This window comes from Elusimicrobiota bacterium, assembly GCA_041658405.1.
GTDB lineage: Bacteria > Elusimicrobiota > UBA5214 > JBBAAG01 > JBBAAG01 > JBBAAG01.
On the sequence record JBBAAG010000019.1, the window covers coordinates 1 to 18,680 of the forward strand.

The window sequence follows — 18,680 nt, forward strand, 5'->3', positions numbered from 1 at the left end:
CTTATAACTAATATCCGTTGACTTAATTCTTATCACATACTTCCCGGAAGTAATGTTTGCAAACTCAAACGGCAACGTTCTCGCGCTGGTATTAGTCCCGGTGAAATCTAACCGTTTAAACGCAACTTCCTCATTTGTACTGGCAAGGAAGAGTGTTACTATAAACGACTCTGCCGTCCCTGCGACTGGACGCTGTACCGACCCGGTAATCTTATGACCGTCAGTAAGTACAAAATTGATCCCAGTTTTTTGTTCACCCGCTGCCAAGGATACCATCTGAGGTATCATCGCAACATCCGGCGTCTTCATTGTCCCGCTATCATTAGTCACGTCGATATCCGGATCAATAAATACTCTGTACACTTCTTCCTTCAACCCGCTGATAGCATAAACTCCGTCGGAAGAAGTTATCACTGTTTCAAACGGCGTAACTTTCGTCCCGGTACGTTCCGCTAACAACGGCACTGCATACACTTTTTGGTTAACCAAATTTGCTGCAGTATACTTAGAAGACTTAATAGAAACAGCCCCTGAAATTTTCCCGCCTGTAGGCAGTACTAAACTAAGCGTATCTTCCGAAGGCACGTTTATTCTTGACAATACCGTCCCGAAATTCCCGCTGAGTTCACCCTTAGGATTTGTTGTAGACGGAGGCACTGAATACTCATTCGCCACAACTATATACTCTCCAAGCCCGAGCCCGTCAATCGAGAAATATCCAGTTGTCGAAACTTCTGCCATCCGCGCTTTAATCCCTTTTTCTTCCCAATATGGCATATACGCCATAACTCTTACTTTGCTGTAATCTACCGTACCGGTAGAAGCTGTTACTACGCCCTGTATTTTCCCGGAGAATTGTTTAAGCGTAATTGTTTGCATAATAACAGTAGTAGTCCCATTGACAACAGCCTCAACATACTTAGGTTCAGCATTGAAGATTATGTCAGTCCAAATTTCAAGCTTATACTTCCCATTTGCCATACCAGATATTGCATACGAATACTCGTTCATCAGTTTAATCATTTCATAATCACTTAAACTCATCCCTTGTGGAATAGTTGTTGAAGTATTGACCATGTCTAGATATTTCAGCGAATCTTCACCCATGAGTATCAACCGTACTGTAAACGTTGCCGGTTCGATATACATCGCTCCCGGCCCTTCATTTGACGACTGTTGAAGGAAACCGGTATCAGCAGATGAAACTCTCCCATGCATCACAAGCTTCTGTCCCTTATACGCTTCATACAGTTCAGGTGTCCAATCAGCAAACACTTTCCCAATCATCATTCCGCCTTTTTCCACCTCAACCATATCCGGTATCGTCATCGATTCAGTACCTATTATCAAGTCAAACGTTTTCTCAGCATACCCACTAACCTGCACGCGAATGCTATACGTATTATCGTCTGTACTATCCGCCTTACCCGGCGTCGGGTCGGCTACCACGCCGTATACCTGGAAATACCCAGTGGTATTTCCCGGCATAATATTACCCCAACCGTTAACGGATACCTGCCCGTCTTTTCTTTGCCCGCCGACATTAATATAATTATTCCCTTCGCTTGTCGCGGGTAACTTAACGTATCCCATAACCTTTATTGCAGGTACAAGGTTAATATTCAACTCCACATCACTTGAAGTGATAGTCAAAGTTGTACGTTTACTTGTATACATTTCACCTTCCGCATGCGCATAAATCTCATAATCACCCGGAGAGAGAGTTATTTCATAATACGTAGTCACCTGATTTTGCAGGTAGAAACCTGTGAAGTTTGAAGAATACGATCCCCTCTTACTTGCTGTGACAGTCCCGCTGATACCATTCCGGCGGTTACCAAATTGGTCATACCACGAATCTACTGCCGCAGGAAGAACAATCTGCCCTTTAACAGTAGCACCTTTCTGCAAACTGAAATTAATATCCGGAGTAATAGTATCCGCTGTGATCGTGATATCCTCAACCTCACTCGAAGTATATCCTTTAGCCTGTACACTTGCCCACGCTTTTTCAGTAGCAGTAGTCGCTTTCAATCCACCAACTGTATAGAACCCATTAGTATCCGTATAGGCCTCACCCCAACAACCCGCACCACCTGCACTCACTCTTGCACCTTCCACCGGCAAATCATCAGCTGTATCAGTTGTTCCTTTGACATCATATTTCACATACCCGCTGATTCCGGCAGATTTAATTTCTATACTCAACGTAGTAGTATCGCTTAACACCATACCATCTGACGGATCCCAATTCGGTGAGTCCAATTCAATTTTTACAGGATAAACTCCTGCCGGCATAGACTGCCCTTGAGTGTTCCGCCCTTCCCACATAATTTCTTTTCTTACACTATCCGCCATCTGAGTACTTGCACCCAACATAAACTGATCTTGATCAATCCATGTATCCATTGCCCAGTCGAACCCAGCCTGCATACGGTTAAGATCTTCATACGTCATCTTCACCCCGTCTTTATACGGCACTTGAGGCCCAGTTGGATTGGCAGGATCCATCTGCCATACAATCTGCCGCCAGTCAAACGCGTTGAATATACCATCACGGTTCGTATCAACTGTTATCTTCGCGCTTCCACCCTTCTGCCACGATTGTGAACCTTGATAAGTGTTAGTATAGGTGAACCTGATATATGCCCTGTCATTTACATTATCCCCATCCGGTGATATTATCGCTTTCACACTAATACCATCATCTGTACCAGTATCCACGCTAATACTGCTGACAGAAACTACATACATACGTTTCTGTAAATACCCGTCGCGGTTGACTACCGCATTGGAATACTGATCCACGAAAACGTCCATTCCACTGGCAATATAACCTTCTTTTGCTAGTCTTACATTATACCTGTACGGATTATACGTATCCGTTGAAATCTTGAGTACAACACCGGAGAACTCAATATTTCTGTACGGGTCAAGGTTAGAGCCTGTACCTTTAACGATACCGGTAACACCGTACGCAATAACTTTGTCATTATCCGAATTATAATCCGAATAAGTATCAATAATCTGTACTGACACACCTGATAGGCCACTACTTCCGCCAGTCGTCATACCCCATTCGCCTTCACGAATCATCATATTTATGGTATACGTACTTGTCTGCATTGATGAGTCACCTGACACAAAATCTACTAACGTAATATCCTTACCTGCAGTAACCCTCCCACCTGTCACAGTAATAGGGTTAAGCGCTTCACCAGATGGTTCATAACTTTGTTGTTGAGTATCGTTACTCATATCCTTAAACGCTGCAACGTAATAATTTGACTTATCCGCCAATCCATAAATTGTATAAGTCGCTTCACCCATTTCGAAATTATTAATCACAAAAGAACCTAACGTAGTAGGCCCGCCAACCGCGTTTTCCCAAACATAAATCAAAACATTCGCATTCATCGTATTCGTCCCGGTATATTTTACTTTACCACTGATTCCACCAGTTGCGATATTCGTAGTATCTAACGCTATAGTATGATTTACAGTTACCATCGACTCTGCAATAAACACCTGCCGTTTGCTGACCGGTTCACCCGGGTCAATGCTGTTTGACATATTAATATCATGATATGCCACGATGAAATAGGTTGTATTTGGTGTAATGTTACTAATTTGATAAAATTTCGGGAATGTTAACTGGATTGTTGGAGAAGGAACAAATTTCAGCCTATTCACAATCGACTGACTCTGCGCTTCAACCACCCTGATTACCAGCTGCCCAAGAAAATTCGTGGGCGCATTTGTGTAACTCACATTACCTTCAACTCCGGATACCACAGGATCTTTCAATGTAATATCCATATACTTCACCTCAGAAGTAGATACTGTCACCATTTGTGCAGCATCGCCCCAGGGTTCTTCAAAGTTTTCGTACATATAGTCATTATCTTTATCCCAATACGCACCAACTTTGTAAGTCCCTACCTGAAGACTCGTATTCAACGTTGCAGTGTTGGTAGAAACAAATGATGCATCACGTGATATCGGCGAGAAATACGCTGCCGGATTCGCTGAATCATACTTAGAGAACTGCACATGCACTACACCTTGAGATATACTCTTGAACCCGTATGATACCTTTATATCTACAGTCCCGCTTTCCATCCCAACAGGATCTGCCATAGAAATCATCTGTGTAGCTTTTCCGTTCATTGGAACAAACACCAGGTATTCATTATTATATCCTGTAGACGGATCAGTACCATCTCTCATATAATCGTTGTTACTGTCCTTATAACCTTTTATGTAATATGTACAATCACCATCAAGCGATACGAACGAGAAATACGACCCGTCAATCCAAGCATATCTTGTATAACTTGTATCCGAAACCTTCCCAACCTCAACATAAGTACGCCCGCTTTGCACACCGCTATAATACACATTACCTTCAATCGCGTTTGTCATGGTCATAGGATCGCGCACTTCAACATACACATTCTGCGCTGACCCACTGGAAACGCTTATTGGATATATCATCCCGAAAGGTTCGGTATCCGGGCTAACTTGCCCGCTATTATCCACATCAACTCCAATGAAAACTGCCCAATCTTCCGCATCAGGAACGCCTGCCCAATAGAAACTTCCGTATTGCAACGTATTAGTCGCTATTCTGACAGGTGTCCAATTTGGCCCCGGTTGCCCATGCCCTAAATATGCGCGGTACATACCTTGTTTAGGCGACGGTGAATTGTACGAATAATTCACGCTTATACTCCCACTGTATCCAGTAGCTGATTTGTATGGTATTGTCATATCTATGCCACTAACATTATTGGTTTCAGAAGTAGAACCTATTGTTATAGGCTGATCACGACGGATAAACGGTTCCACTACCGCATTAACGACTCCATCATTATTTGCGTCTATACCCGCAGTCACATAATAACCGCTATACGCCTGAACCATACTAAAACTATAATAAATCGGCCAGTTATACGGTGTAATTACCGTTTTACGGATTACTTTACTTGTTGTAAGTGACGGCAAACCGTTCCATAAATTGATGAACACCGGTTTATCCCGGAATTCTTCACCATTATAGTACACCTGCCCGTTGATATACCCTTCACCCAGGGTACCGGTTGACAATATAATATCCGCTATTGGCGAATTTGTTGCGCTAACAGCTATCGGCCCGCGTTTCCCTATCGGTTCATCGCTATCAACCGATCCGTTGTAAGTAACATCTATACCCGCACGGACAAAATAAGACACACTATTTGGTAACGTCCCGAAACTATATGATACAGGATAAGACATTGGATACATTTTCTTAACTGCCAGCTTTTGTGCCTGTAATATATTCGACGGATCTCCGCTATACAGTTCTACGTACAACTGATACGAAGTATAGCTGCCACTATAATTTATACTACCATTAATTTTCCCGGTCCCACCGAGGTTATCCATAACTTCTACATTAGGATAATTGTTACTGCCAGGAACTTCTACAGGCCCGAACTGCCCAAACGGTTCGTTTGCCTGGAACTGCAGGTCACCGTTGAGGTCAACAAAACCTACAACAAAATAATTCGTTGCGTTTTTACTTAACGTAAAGTTAAAGTAGAAATCAGTACGTTTATACTGTGTCCCGCCGGTGGGTTCTGTCATTACCATTGACTGTGAACTCATCACAACCGGTACCCAACCTGTGGAATAAGGCCCATACCCTACCATCCCGACAATATTTTTATCACCATAAATACCTTCATACTTCAAATTCGGGTTAATATACCCACCCTGGTCGTTAATATACAAAGTCGGCAAGTTTGCACTCCCACTCGTTGTATCGATCGGCCCTATTTCACCGTATGAATCACCTTCTGCTGGGTTAAATATCCCGTTATTGTTTACATCAATAATTGCTGTAACCAAAACATCAGTATGAACCGGTAGGTCAAAGTTGTAATACGAATACCCGTAACTCGACATGGCAATAGTAGAAGTAGATGGAGTAAAACTCGCCCCGGGTTTACGAATCCCGGCTGATATCAACATATTCTTGCCCGTATAATTACCGTAATAGGAAATAGAACCATTCCCCGCGATCGGCCCAACCAACGCAATATTATTGTTATTTGAAAGATCAAAATTGTTTATTGGCCCTATACGTTGCATCAAATCTCCCACATCGCCATACATTCCATTGCTATTCATGTCAACGATAGCGTTTACATAATAACTTGAATCCATATGCACATTAAAATAATACTCTTGCGAACTCACAACAATGGTTGTAGTAAACGCAACTTCGTTATACCCAACCGTTCCATATTCCCCGTATCCGAGAGATATTTTTACTGGTTTATACAACATTGAACTCGACCCTGAGTATGTCAAACTTCCGGTGATAGGGAGAGAAACATTTACCATATTAAGGGCAAGATCTGTATGTACAGAATACTTTGTCAACGACAATGGCCCGAGGTCGACATACGCTTCCGGCCCGGTGTTTTGTTCCGGATTCACATCAATCATGATAGCCAAATAATAATCCGTCGCATCAGGTATAGTACCTATCGGTACATTAAAACTATACGGCCACCCATTTGTTGCAACTGAAATACCGGTAGAATACGCTACTACATTCCCTGCATCGCCCCATGTTGGCCCCGGTTTTCCATGACCTAACGCAATAGTTACTGGTTGGAGTAAGTAAACACCGCCGGTATAATTTACTGTTCCCGCGAGGTATCCAGGTGCCGAATCAATAACCGCAAAATCTATAGTTCCTGACTGGTAAGACGACAAAAATACCGGATCTGTAGTTCTTCCTGAAGGTTCACCAGAAGTAGGAGAAAGATCCCCAAACGGTGCATCACAATCAACATATGCCTGTATCAAATATGTATGTCCAATCGGTACTAAATCAAAAGTATATGAATAAGTTGAACGACCTGTAGACAACATTCCTGCGTTTATAAACATCTGCGGTGCGCCTTGACCCTGTGAACTAATAGCGACATCCCAAAGTCCTACATACAATGTCCCTGTGGAACGCACTCCGTTATAAATAATATTACCTGAAATAGTTCCTACCTGATCTTTAATCGGGAAATCAACCCCCATCATTTTTGGTACAGACACAGAACACGCCGCTGGTGAAATATTCCCGCTAGTATCTCTGAACACACCTTGAGGTTCGTTTGAGGTAAATCCGACATCATACCCGCCACCTTGAGGAATGAAACAGTCTATATAAGCGCGTACCCAATAATTCATACCAAAATCAACGGTATCAATCTCGTATTGTATTGCGGTACCGGATATCTTGTTTACATCAATTACAGTATAACTAACCGGTGTCAAAGCTTCTGCGCTGGCAAACGCACCGACATGAATATTCCCACTTCTTAATCCGGAATACTGCATGGTACCACCTAGTATACCGCGTTTATTTTCTATAGAAAGGCCCTCACCTATTTTTGACCATTGAGTTAACGTATGCATTGTAGAAGTTGCAGCAATGATTTTATAATCCTGCCCCATAATTAATGCTATCAACATATAATTTGTTGTTGGAATTCCTGTTAAGCTCAAATTGAATGAGCACGGATAATCCGTTGGAGAAGGTGTCAGCGTAATATATGCCGCGTAATTTGACGGATCCATAGGCGAACCCGTTATAGGATTACTAGAAATACCAATAAGTACCTGCCGACCGGCAAATATAGGATTGTTGTAGTACAACATTCCTGAAATACTCCCCGGTTCAGGGTCTCTGATCTCGAAATTCGCTCCTGCAGTTATGTCATTGATTAACACAACGCTTTGAGGGTAATCTCCGCCAAGTTGACCGGAAGCTTCGCCATTAGAAGGACTCATGTCCCCAAACGGCTCTACAGAATCAAGATACGCTTTCATGAAGAAAGTATTCCCGGAAGTCAATCCGCCAATAGAATACGCATACTGCGTCGTCCCGGCTGAGATAGAACCAGCACCAACAATCGCGCAGGGACTCTCACTACTTATTGAAAGATCAAAAGCTCCGACATAAATGTTTCCTGACGTAAAGTTACCGTTATAGCCGATAGTCCCAGAAATCGAGCCAATTACGTCTTTTACTTCAACGTTAATACTTGAATACATTATTGAGGTCGACGAAATATTTATAGGCGAAAGACTTCCGTTTGTATCAGTATAGAACCCTGTTGGTTCGTCAGTCGTACGCCCGACATCAAACGAGCCATTCGGGATAAAGCAATCAACATACGCGCGAATCCAGTAGTCCGTATTAAAATCCAGCGTGTCAAGCTGATAAGCACAACTTGTCTCAGTTGTTCGTCCTACCGCAACGGTATTGACCGGCGTGGTAGAATTGCTGCTATCGAACGCTCCGATGTACATATTACCGGCTTTGGACCCGGGGTAACTGATAACACCCATGATCTTCCCGCGCTGGTTTGTCATAGCAAGATTTTTTCCTGCAAGATTAGTCCACTGCGTATAAGTTGATCTCACACTATAATCCTTCGCCAGCACTTTATTGCCTTGCCCGACTATTACAGCAACTAAAGTGTAGTTTGTAGTACTGATCCCGGCTAAGTTCAGCGAATAATTGTATGGATAGGAAGTTGTCGTTGTAACAAACTTCGCGTAGTTTGACGTGTTCCCAAGATCAATTTCAGTCGGAATTAACGGAGTGATACCGATTATAACCTGATGATCTGAATAAATTGGAGGGTTATAACTCAATGTTCCAGTGATAAAGCCTGTCAGCATATCGTTTACGGCAACATCACCTATCGTAACCGTATCTGCCATAACATTATAATTTGTCAGTATATCGCCGAAAGGCTCTCCTTCATCATATGCTCCGTCATTATCTGCATCCACAAACGCTTTAACCTTATATGTTCTCCCCATGATAATATTTGTAATATCAGGGAACTGATACTGTGTAGTTCCTGAAACAAGAATTGTACTGGAAGAACTCCAAAAATATTCAGATGTCCTTTCAATATCCTGTACACCCATCAACAACGGTTTTCCTTCATAAGCAGTACCGGTATAGTATGCGTACGCACCATCAAGAAACGCGGTCTTGTCACTTATTGCAAAGATAACGTTACTTTGAACAGTTTCTGATGCTACTGCTATACTACTCCATCCGGATGGCTCTTCCTTTGTTTTACTTATCGCATACCCGGTTGTGACAGGTGATAAACAATCAATAAAAGCTTCTATAAAATACGTGTTACCCGATACCAATGATGGATAATTTAAAGTATAAACACCGCCGTTAGTTTGTATTGCAGTCTTTACTGACCCGAGGTCCATCGCGCATACCGGCATTGTATCACCTTGTTTTTCAAATGCCGCTACTTTTAACGGTGCACTACTGTCTGCATACACGCCGTTATAAGTAATCATTCCACCAATAACCCCTGCGACGCTAGTCGCAACACTGCCGAACAACACGGCAACTGTTAAAACAAACACATTCCATAACACATGGTTACGCTTCATACTTTTCCTCCTGAAACTTAAAATAAAAAATTCTTTACTTTATGCATTTTTGCACATTAATGTATATTTTATAACCCTTAGCTCTCTATTGTCAATTGTATTTTTTTTCACAATTACATCAATCATCCTTTTATGACTATATCTTAGTAACATCAATAATTGAGTTCTTCCTGCCATACCCGTCATCCACAACCTCTTTTGCCTGAGGGTCAGCTACATAAGTAGCATCATCTAAAACAAAAACGTACTGATACCTACCTGGTTTAAGCGATACTTTAATACACCAAGTACCATTAGACTTCACCAGCTTCGCAGTTTCGCAGTCCCAATTATTAAAATCTCCTGCCAACGCAACAGTAGCCGCATCTTCTGCTTTAAAAGTAAAGTCCACTATTACTCTCCGCGAAGTATCATTACTAAAATTCCCGGCCTTATAAACTACCAGCACTGTCATAATTATTGCAAGAACAGCTATGGGCACCACCTGTACAACCCGAGCCAACCAAACGCTCATCTGTACATTACCGTCGGTATCAACAGTTTTTTTTATAGTATTAACCACGCGTTCCGCAAAATATTCCGGCGGATTGAACACACGCAATTTATCACGGGTACTATCAATTTTTTTCAGGAATTCAAACAATTCAAGACAAGTTTGACAACTATCCATATGGCTGCGTACTTCAATGACTTCACTTTCTGGAAGTTCATTACGCACCAACAGCTCAATCTTGTTACGATACTTACAATTTCCCATATTTACTTATCATTACGTTTCTCGCGGTAAAATAGTTTCATTTTTTTATATAACTTATCCTGTGCGCGTATAACCCGTGTTTTAGCAGTCCCCACAGGCATATTTAATATTTTAGCGATTTCTTCATATTTCAACCCTTCCCAATGCCTTAGAACTATCATCACGCGGTACTTTAATGGTAATGTATCAACAAATTTTTGTACTACCAGCTGTTCATCCTTCACAGCGAACTTTACCGCAGGATCACTTCCTTCCTCCTGCAATGCCCAAATTACTTCACCGTCATCAGTCTCAACCTTTTTATCCAATGACAAAAACTGCCATTTCCGTTTTCTTAACTTATCATTTGTTAAATTAACAGTAACTCTGTATATCCAGTCCTTGAACGCAAATCCGCTATCGTATTTTTTCAGGTTCTGATATATTTTTAAAAACACCTCCTGGCAAACATCCTGTGCTTCAACAAAATTCTGGAGCATCCTTACAGCAAGATTAAACACCATCGACTCGTACCGTTTGACGAGATGTACATAATCATCAACTTCACCACTGATGACTGCTTCTATAAGTTCCAACTCGCTGCGTTTATCATCCATTACTTCCGGTTTTCCTTATTCTTATCCTTCAAAACTTCGCTTCTTACTTCATCCCTTGCGCGGTTCTTTATCAAAAACTCTATACGCTGCTTAAACCACCCGAAACTTTTCTTTTTCCTCACCAACTCGCCCAATTCATTATCCATCATCCCGCCTTCCACTCCGTTTTTCCGTGCGAATGTTATCAGGTCCATATACTTTGCGAACTCACTATGCTGCATCTTTATCGACCAGGATATTACCAGTTTTGCTGTCTGATTGGACACACCGTTTTCAACAAGTAAAACATGATCCTGTACTTTATGCAATAAATTATCGACTGACACACCTGCGGTTTTGCTTTCTTTTTCAAGTTCATCCAAAAACTTTATATCATATCCCCGTTGCAGACATTCCGCAAATAATTGCACACAATACTTTTCATCCCGTACCGTTAAACCGTTTCCCCTAGCTTTTCTCACAAATCCCGCTGCGATTTTCATGGCGTTAACCCAGTTACTCACAACCCTCCGGAGTTCAGCAAAACTTGCTTTCTTAGCCACACCTTCATTGATTTTCTTCTGTACATATTCCGTCGACAACCTGTCATCATCCAATGTTTTAATCAACCGCTCGATATCTTTCACCTGCTCCGTGGTAAACTTAAGTTTAGACACCAACTGCGTGCGTATACTCCCCTGCAACCCAGTTAGTTCCCCCGTACAAAAAGAGTTTGTCACAAAAATACCCGCCAGCAAAATAATTGTGACGGGTAACAACTTGCTTTTAGTAGCTACTATCATATACCTGATTTCTCTCCTGCCGAAAATAATTTACTCTATTAATATGATTATTGTTGTTTAAACAATAATTGTCAATTGTATGTTTTGTCACATAAATGGAAGCAAACGCAACGGTTATTCAAATAATCCGCGAATACGCTGATTAACCGTCTCAACTGCAATATCTTCAGGCACAATCAAACTTTTTTTCTTATTCTCAACCGTAAACTTTTTCACACTGCTTTTATGATCAACCCGAACATTTTGTTTGACCAACTTAAGAATATCAACATTCCCTGTCGCCTCATTAGGCAACCTTAACGGTAAGACCACTCCGGGTACAATACTATCATGTATCCCCGCGATGAAAATATCATGTTTTACAATAAAACTATCTTTTAACGCATTCCTGAATTTACTGCCCATAACCTCCTGGCCAAACGAATACAAGAGTTTCACCCCGCCGTTAAGCATAAAATTCATCGCATCATTAGTTTCTAAAGAACCTTTATACTGTCCCAGGACTTCAGCTACTCCGTGTCCATTACCCCCACGGGTGAGACGCACAAACCTCACAAATTTATTATCGTGAAAACTACCGTGGATATCTCTCTCCGCAATAATCAGGACAGAACCTTCCGCAATATGATCGTTTTTGTTTATCCAGTTCTCAAGCTCATTATTATTTGCGAAATACTTAATCCCGTCTCCGAAGTTGACATTCGAACGTAATGACACAATATCTTTTCCCGCTGCCGTATACTGTCTTAACAATATCCCGAGATATGGATAATACTTTTCAACATCGGTATCAACAACCGCCACACGCGGGTACTTACCAATATTTTCAATACTTTCATTCCCATCAAAACTTAACAACCCGGCAAAGTCTAATCCCAAACTAGCAACTTTTGCGCCGCCAATCTTTTTTGCAATCCCCACAACCTGCTCAACTTCTTCGTTGGAAGAATTTCCGCTAACCAAAAACAATACACTACCGGCACCACATTTTTTTGTAACTTCCAAAAGCTTTTTTGCAAAAAATTTAATAGCCTGGGATAACTCTACTGTTTTATAAACACCCTTATTATTAATCCCAGCCTGATTTGTTGATAACCGTTCCGGATGATTTACGAGATACCCCCCAAACCGCGCGTATTTACAGATATTACCCTTAGATTTCAATAATACACTACCGTATGACCAGGACTCAACCCTGCATCTCATCCCGCAAAGTGTGCATACCGAAACCCTGCGTTCCGGAACTACTGTAACGTTTTTATAGAGATACGGATTTTTTTCGGTAATCGCGCCGGTTGGACAATGCGCAACACAACTCCCATCGGAATCACACTTAGTATCACCCCACGGTGTGCCGTACTCAGGCGCTGCAAGAGTTTCAAACCCGCGGTTGTACAAGTTCAAAACTTTCTTCCCACTAAGCACTCCGCATGCCTGTACGCACTGCCCGCAGAGTATGCATTTATTAGGTTCTAACGTTAAATATGCATGTGAATCATCATTCCCACGTTTAACCATTTCACCTAAATAATTCGCTACCTGCGCTTTATACTCAACCGCATACTCCCTTAACTTACACTCATAAAGATCACCACATCCGCAAGTAAGGCACCGGCGTGCAGATTTTACAGCTTTAATTTCATCATACCCGCACTCAATTTCCTTAAAATTCTTATTCCGTGCCTTTATACTTAATACATTCTGTTTATTTTTTGGTAGAGTTTTGAGTCCGGAAAATTCTTGGGAGTCAATAACATCCCATTTTGGTTTTGCTATTCTCCATGTATCCTTATAATAAAACCACTCTGCGTTATATAACGATTTACCTGATAGATATCCATCAATTGCAAAAGCCGCACGGCGGCCCTGCCCGACAGCTTCAACCACGGTCTTAGGCCCTGTAACAACATCACCCGCTGCAAATAGCCATTCAACCGATGTCCTTTGCGTCTTTGGATCAACAACCACCCCTCCACGGTCACCAACTATTTTTGATGAATACTCACCAAAACACCCTCGATCAACCCGCTGCCCAATTGCTGAAATAACACTATCACAAGATACAACAAAATTTGATCCTTCTACAGGCACAGGTTTCCTCCGCCCTGATTCATCCATAGGGCCGAGTTCCATACGTATACATTCAATACTATCAATCACACTATCCTTTTCTGTTACTTTCACTGGTGCAACGAGGTATTCAAACTTCACGCCTTCATGTTCAGCATCTTCAATTTCTACGGAATTTGCCGGCATCTCAGCTTTTGTCCGGCGATAAAAAATCCTTACTTTCTTAACCCCGGGTAAACGTAACGCCGTCCTTGCAGAATCTACAGCAGTGTTTCCTCCACCGACAACAATAACTTCCGTGCCAAGTTTAACTTTCTTTCCTTGCGCAACCATTCTTAAAAACTCAATTCCTGAGAATACACCTGAAACGTTATCCCCAGGAACACCGAGTTTTGTATCCACCCACGCGCCTGTGGCGATACACACCGCATGATACCCTTTGGATTTAATATTATCAATAGTGAGAGGCATCCCAACTTTTTTGTTATAAAAGATCCTGGCGCCGGTTTCCGAAAGTATTGTGTCAACTTCCGCACCTAAAACTTTCTTTGGTAACCGGTATTCCGGGATCCCGTACTTTAACATACCCCCGGGTGCCGGCATTGCTTCATAAATATCTACGCGGTAACCTTTTTTCCCGAGATAATATGCTGTTGCCAACCCCGCAGGGCCTGCTCCTATGACAGCAACTTTTTTACCGTTATACTTAACTCTTCCGCTTTTTTCACGGGCATCAAGCCTCTTTTTGTTCTCAGCCGCGACATTATCGTATACAAACCGTTTTAATAACCGTATATCCACTGCACCTTCAACCGCATTCCTCCGGCATTCGGATTCACACGGTGCGGGGCACACACGCCCGACAGAACCCGGTAACGGCATAGCTTCACGTATTAGTTCATAAGCCTCGCTATACTTCCCTGACGAGATGAAGTTTACATACCCCTGGACATTAATCCCGGCGGGACACGCGCGGTTACATGGTGCATAACAATCTGCGTAATGGTTTGACAATAACAATTCCAGACACGCTTTTCTTGTATCCCTCACACGTTCAGTATCTGTATCAATAACCATCCCATCAGCAACCACTGTCCCGCAGGAAGGTACTAATCTCAATTTATTGAGTTCAACTACGCAGATAAAACATGAATTTATATGTGTAAGATCAGAAGCTGAACATAGTGCCGGAACGGGAATACCATTCTTCCGGCAGACATCAATAATCTTGGTGCCCTCTTCAACAACAACTTCTTTACCATTAAGAACAACTTTCACTTCAGCCATATATTCCCTTCACTCCACATCCACAGCATCAAACCTGCACGCTTTTCGGCACTGCCCGCATTTGATACAAACCTTACCATCTATCACATGCACAGCCTTAGGTTCGCCGGATATACATTTTACCGGGCAATTCCGTGCACATAGATGGCAGCCTGTACATTTATCAGGAACTATACTGTACTTCACCAACGCACGGCACTTTTTTGCAGGACATTTTCTGTCCACTACATGCGCTTTATACTCATCAAAGAAATATTTTAATGTTGTGAGTACAGGATTAGGCGCGGTTTGTCCCAGCGCGCATAATGATGCGGAACTAATTTTTCCTGCAAGTGCTTTCAGCGCATCCAAATCCTTTTCCACTGCCTTGCCCTCAGTTATTTTGTTTAATATTTCTAACAATCTCTTTGTTCCGATCCGGCAAAAAGTGCACTTCCCACAGGATTCATTTTGTGTGAATGACAGGAAAAACCGTGCGATATCAACCATACAATCACTATCATCAAGAACAATCATTCCACCGGAACCCACAATTGCGCCGGTGCTTTTCATAGACTCATAGTCTACTAACACATCTTCTAAACTTGACGATAAACACCCCCCAGACGGACCTCCAATCTGGACGGCTTTAAATTTTCTCCCATCCTTAATCCCGCCGCCGATTCTGTATACAATATCTTTTAAAGTAACTCCAAACGGCACTTCAATCAATCCGGCATTAACCACTTTACCCGCAAGCGCAAAAACTTTTGTTCCTTTAGATCCCTGGGTTCCGATTGATGAGTATTCAATTGCACCATGGTTTATTATCCATGAGATAGAACTCAAAGTTTCAACATTATTAATCACCGTCGGCAAGCCAAATAACCCTTTTTCCGCGGGGTACGGCGGCCTAAGCCTAGGCATTCCTCTACGTCCTTCAATAGATGCCATTAACGCAGTTTCTTCCCCGCACACAAACGCTCCGGCGCCCTTTTTTATCTTAATATTCATTTGGAATCCTGTATTACACACATTATTACCGAGAAAACCCTTATCCTTCGCCTGTGTTAATGCCAGTTCCAACCGTTTAATCGCCAGAGGGTATTCAGCACGAACATAAATTATTCCGTGATTCACACCGATAGCATATGCTGCGATGATCATCCCTTCGAGAACACTATGAGGATCGCTCTCAAGAACGCTGCGGTCCATAAACGCTCCGGGGTCTCCTTCATCAGCATTACATACAATGTACCCGGTATCCACGGCAGATGGATTATTTATTTTAAACTTTTCAATATTTCCCGCAGCAAGACGCCATTTTTCTCCGGTAGAAAATCCTGCACCACCGCGACCGCGTAACCCGCTTGATTTAACTTCTTGCACTATCTGTACAGGAGTGCAGGAGGTTAACACTTTTTTAACCGCCTCATACCCTCCTGCCGCAATATAATCCTCTATGCGTTCAGGATCAATAACCCCTGAATTACGCAGTACAATACGTTTTTGTAATAACAAAATATTCGACATTAACTCCGGAGATAAAAGATACTGCTTTACAGGCTGTGCGTTTATTATGTGTTCAATAACAATTTTTTTTACTTTCTCAGGTGTTACATCTTTATAAAAAACACTATTCCCAACGGCATATCGTACTTCAACCATAACCTCGTGTTCGCACATACCATAACACCCGGTTTTCCCGAGCAACCCAGGATTCAAATTATTATTTTTTAGTTCAGTTTCGAATGCAGAAAATACGCGGTCACCTCCTGCTGCAAGCCCGCAGGATGCTAAACCCACAACTATTGAATTAACTACATTATCCGAACCTGAAACTTCACTCATCCTTTTTATTGCCTACAGCTTCTTTCAACATTTTCCTGACTTTATCCCCATTACTCAACCTGCCATAGACTTTACCATCTGCCATCACACACGGTGCAAGGCTGCAACATCCCAAACATGCAACTTTTTTTATGGTGACATCACCATCCACAGTTGTATCACTCCCCGGCTTAAACTTTAGTTCAGCATTAATCGTTTCATCAACATTCTCCGCACCGCCGACATGGCATGCTGTGCCATGACAAACTTGCAGTAAATGTTTACCTACAGGTTTTAACCTAAACTGATTAAAAAACGTTGCTACCGCCATAACCTCGCTGAGCTCCATCCTCAATTTTTGCGCTACAACAGATAACACATCTTTCGGCAGGTATCCAAAAACATCCTGTACTTCTTGTAATACAGGGATAACATCGCTCTTGGTATAAACCTTCTTTTTTGAAAGAATAGAACTTACTTTCTCAACATCTTTTGCAGGCATTATAAATCACATCATCCTTTACAGCGCGTCTGACATTACACGTTCCCACAAATTCTCAAGCAGAGAATATACCATATTTTCTGATTCGCGGAGACAATAATTTTTATTACCAACCGGTGTTTTTCCGAATATTATGGTATCAACCTTAACTTTTTTGCTTTTATCTTTATACAATACAACTTTCACTTCCGGAGTATCCAAACCGTACCGATGCAGATCCTTAGGGTTTTCCTCAATAATTTCAGTATAAATCATTCCTTTTAACTGATTAACCAAGTCAGAAATATTTATATCCAACCGTTCTTTCCCAATAACTTGCCACGTAGTAGTCCTCTCCGCAAGTATCGTCTTAATCGGAGTATTGAACTCTAAATAATTAACCTCATCATCCCCAAACTCTATGACATTACGGATAACCCACCCGTAAGGATCATCCGGAGTTGTACTAAAATTTTCAGTATTAACACTGAATATTTTGTCGCTTCCTTCAGCCCGTGCATAAATCTCTTCTATCTTCTTCTGTGTAGCAAACACTATCCTACGTGGATCAACCTCGCGGCCAAGCCACAAGTTAATCTCCCCGGCAGTACTATTAAACCCGTATTTTCTGAAATCATCATTCTTCGCGCCTTCCACTGCAAACGCTGTGGCTTTCATATTCTTTACTTGGAACAAATAGTCATCAACTTTGTTACGGCTAACCTTTACCTTCCCCCCCGACGGTTCTAAGTACCACCATTGCTGGTTTTTATCCCGGTCAATAACAAACCCGCGTTTATTTTTTATACAATTAATTTTTACGACATCATTTATATTAAATTCGAGCAATGTTTTATCCCGAAAATCAAATACTGCCTTATCCGCATCGTCGTAAACATACTTCCAGACAGTCATTACTTCCTTAATATCCCCGCGTTTTACATACACAAAACTGTTTGTAGGATTATAATCCCCCAATCCAAGAACATACGTCTTACCCTTATTATCGGTGAACTTCATAGTCAATCTTGGATTTTCCAACCCACAATCCGCGATAGGTAGCTCATCAGTTTTAAACTTATCTTCAATATCCGTACCTGTAACAACTGATAATACCGAGTCTATCTCTTCATTATCCGCTTTTGCACTGACCGGCTGTACCATAAACCATTGCTTATCACGTTTTTCGCATACAATAGTTACCGTCGAACGTATATGTTCAAACTTTACAATATTATCTTTATCAATAGGCACAATCTTTTTTGCTACCGCTGCTGAATGTTTCCACTGCGGCATAAGTTTTTGTTCCACTACAAAAAAATATACTGCTAAAACAACTAGAACGGAAATTACCCACACAATTTTTGAGGAAAGTATTTTTTTTATTTCGATTGTCATATCACTATATG

The 18,680-nt window shown here is 41.8% G+C and carries 8 protein-coding genes; all 8 read right to left on the bottom strand.

Annotated features, from left to right (window positions below; genetic code table 11):
• Nucleotides 1-9,489: carboxypeptidase-like regulatory domain-containing protein (locus WC955_05150; protein ID MFA5858433.1), on the bottom strand; the 9,489-nt coding region annotated here is incomplete at its 3' end.
• A 136-nt stretch (nucleotides 9,490-9,625) separates the two neighbouring features.
• Nucleotides 9,626-10,246, bottom strand: a complete 621-nt coding sequence (locus WC955_05155; protein ID MFA5858434.1) for a hypothetical protein — start codon at nucleotides 10,244-10,246, stop codon at nucleotides 9,626-9,628.
• Nucleotides 10,247-10,248: 2 nt separating this feature from the next.
• Nucleotides 10,249-10,842, bottom strand: coding sequence for a sigma-70 family RNA polymerase sigma factor (locus tag WC955_05160; GenBank protein ID MFA5858435.1), 594 nt, complete (start codon nucleotides 10,840-10,842; stop codon nucleotides 10,249-10,251).
• A complete protein-coding gene (locus WC955_05165; GenBank protein MFA5858436.1) occupies nucleotides 10,842-11,624 on the bottom strand; it encodes a hypothetical protein in 783 nt (260 codons plus the stop codon). The genes WC955_05160 and WC955_05165 overlap by 1 nt, the downstream gene beginning before the upstream one ends.
• A 114-nt stretch (nucleotides 11,625-11,738) precedes the next feature.
• Nucleotides 11,739-14,981: an FAD-dependent oxidoreductase gene (locus WC955_05170; GenBank protein ID MFA5858437.1), complete on the bottom strand. Its 3,243-nt coding sequence runs from the start codon at nucleotides 14,979-14,981 to the stop codon at nucleotides 11,739-11,741.
• 9 nt (nucleotides 14,982-14,990) lie between these two features.
• Nucleotides 14,991-16,811, bottom strand: a complete 1,821-nt coding sequence (locus WC955_05175; protein MFA5858438.1) for an NADH-quinone oxidoreductase subunit NuoF — start codon at nucleotides 16,809-16,811, stop codon at nucleotides 14,991-14,993.
• Nucleotides 16,804-17,292, bottom strand: a complete 489-nt coding sequence (locus WC955_05180) for an NAD(P)H-dependent oxidoreductase subunit E (GenBank protein ID MFA5858439.1) — start codon at nucleotides 17,290-17,292, stop codon at nucleotides 16,804-16,806. Before WC955_05180 ends, WC955_05175 begins: the two co-directional genes overlap by 8 nt.
• A gap of 18 nt (nucleotides 17,293-17,310) precedes the next feature.
• On the bottom strand, nucleotides 17,311-18,669 hold the full coding sequence (locus WC955_05185) for a DUF4340 domain-containing protein (protein MFA5858440.1): 1,359 nt from the start codon (nucleotides 18,667-18,669) through the stop codon (nucleotides 17,311-17,313).
• Nucleotides 18,670-18,680: the final 11 nt, after the last annotated feature.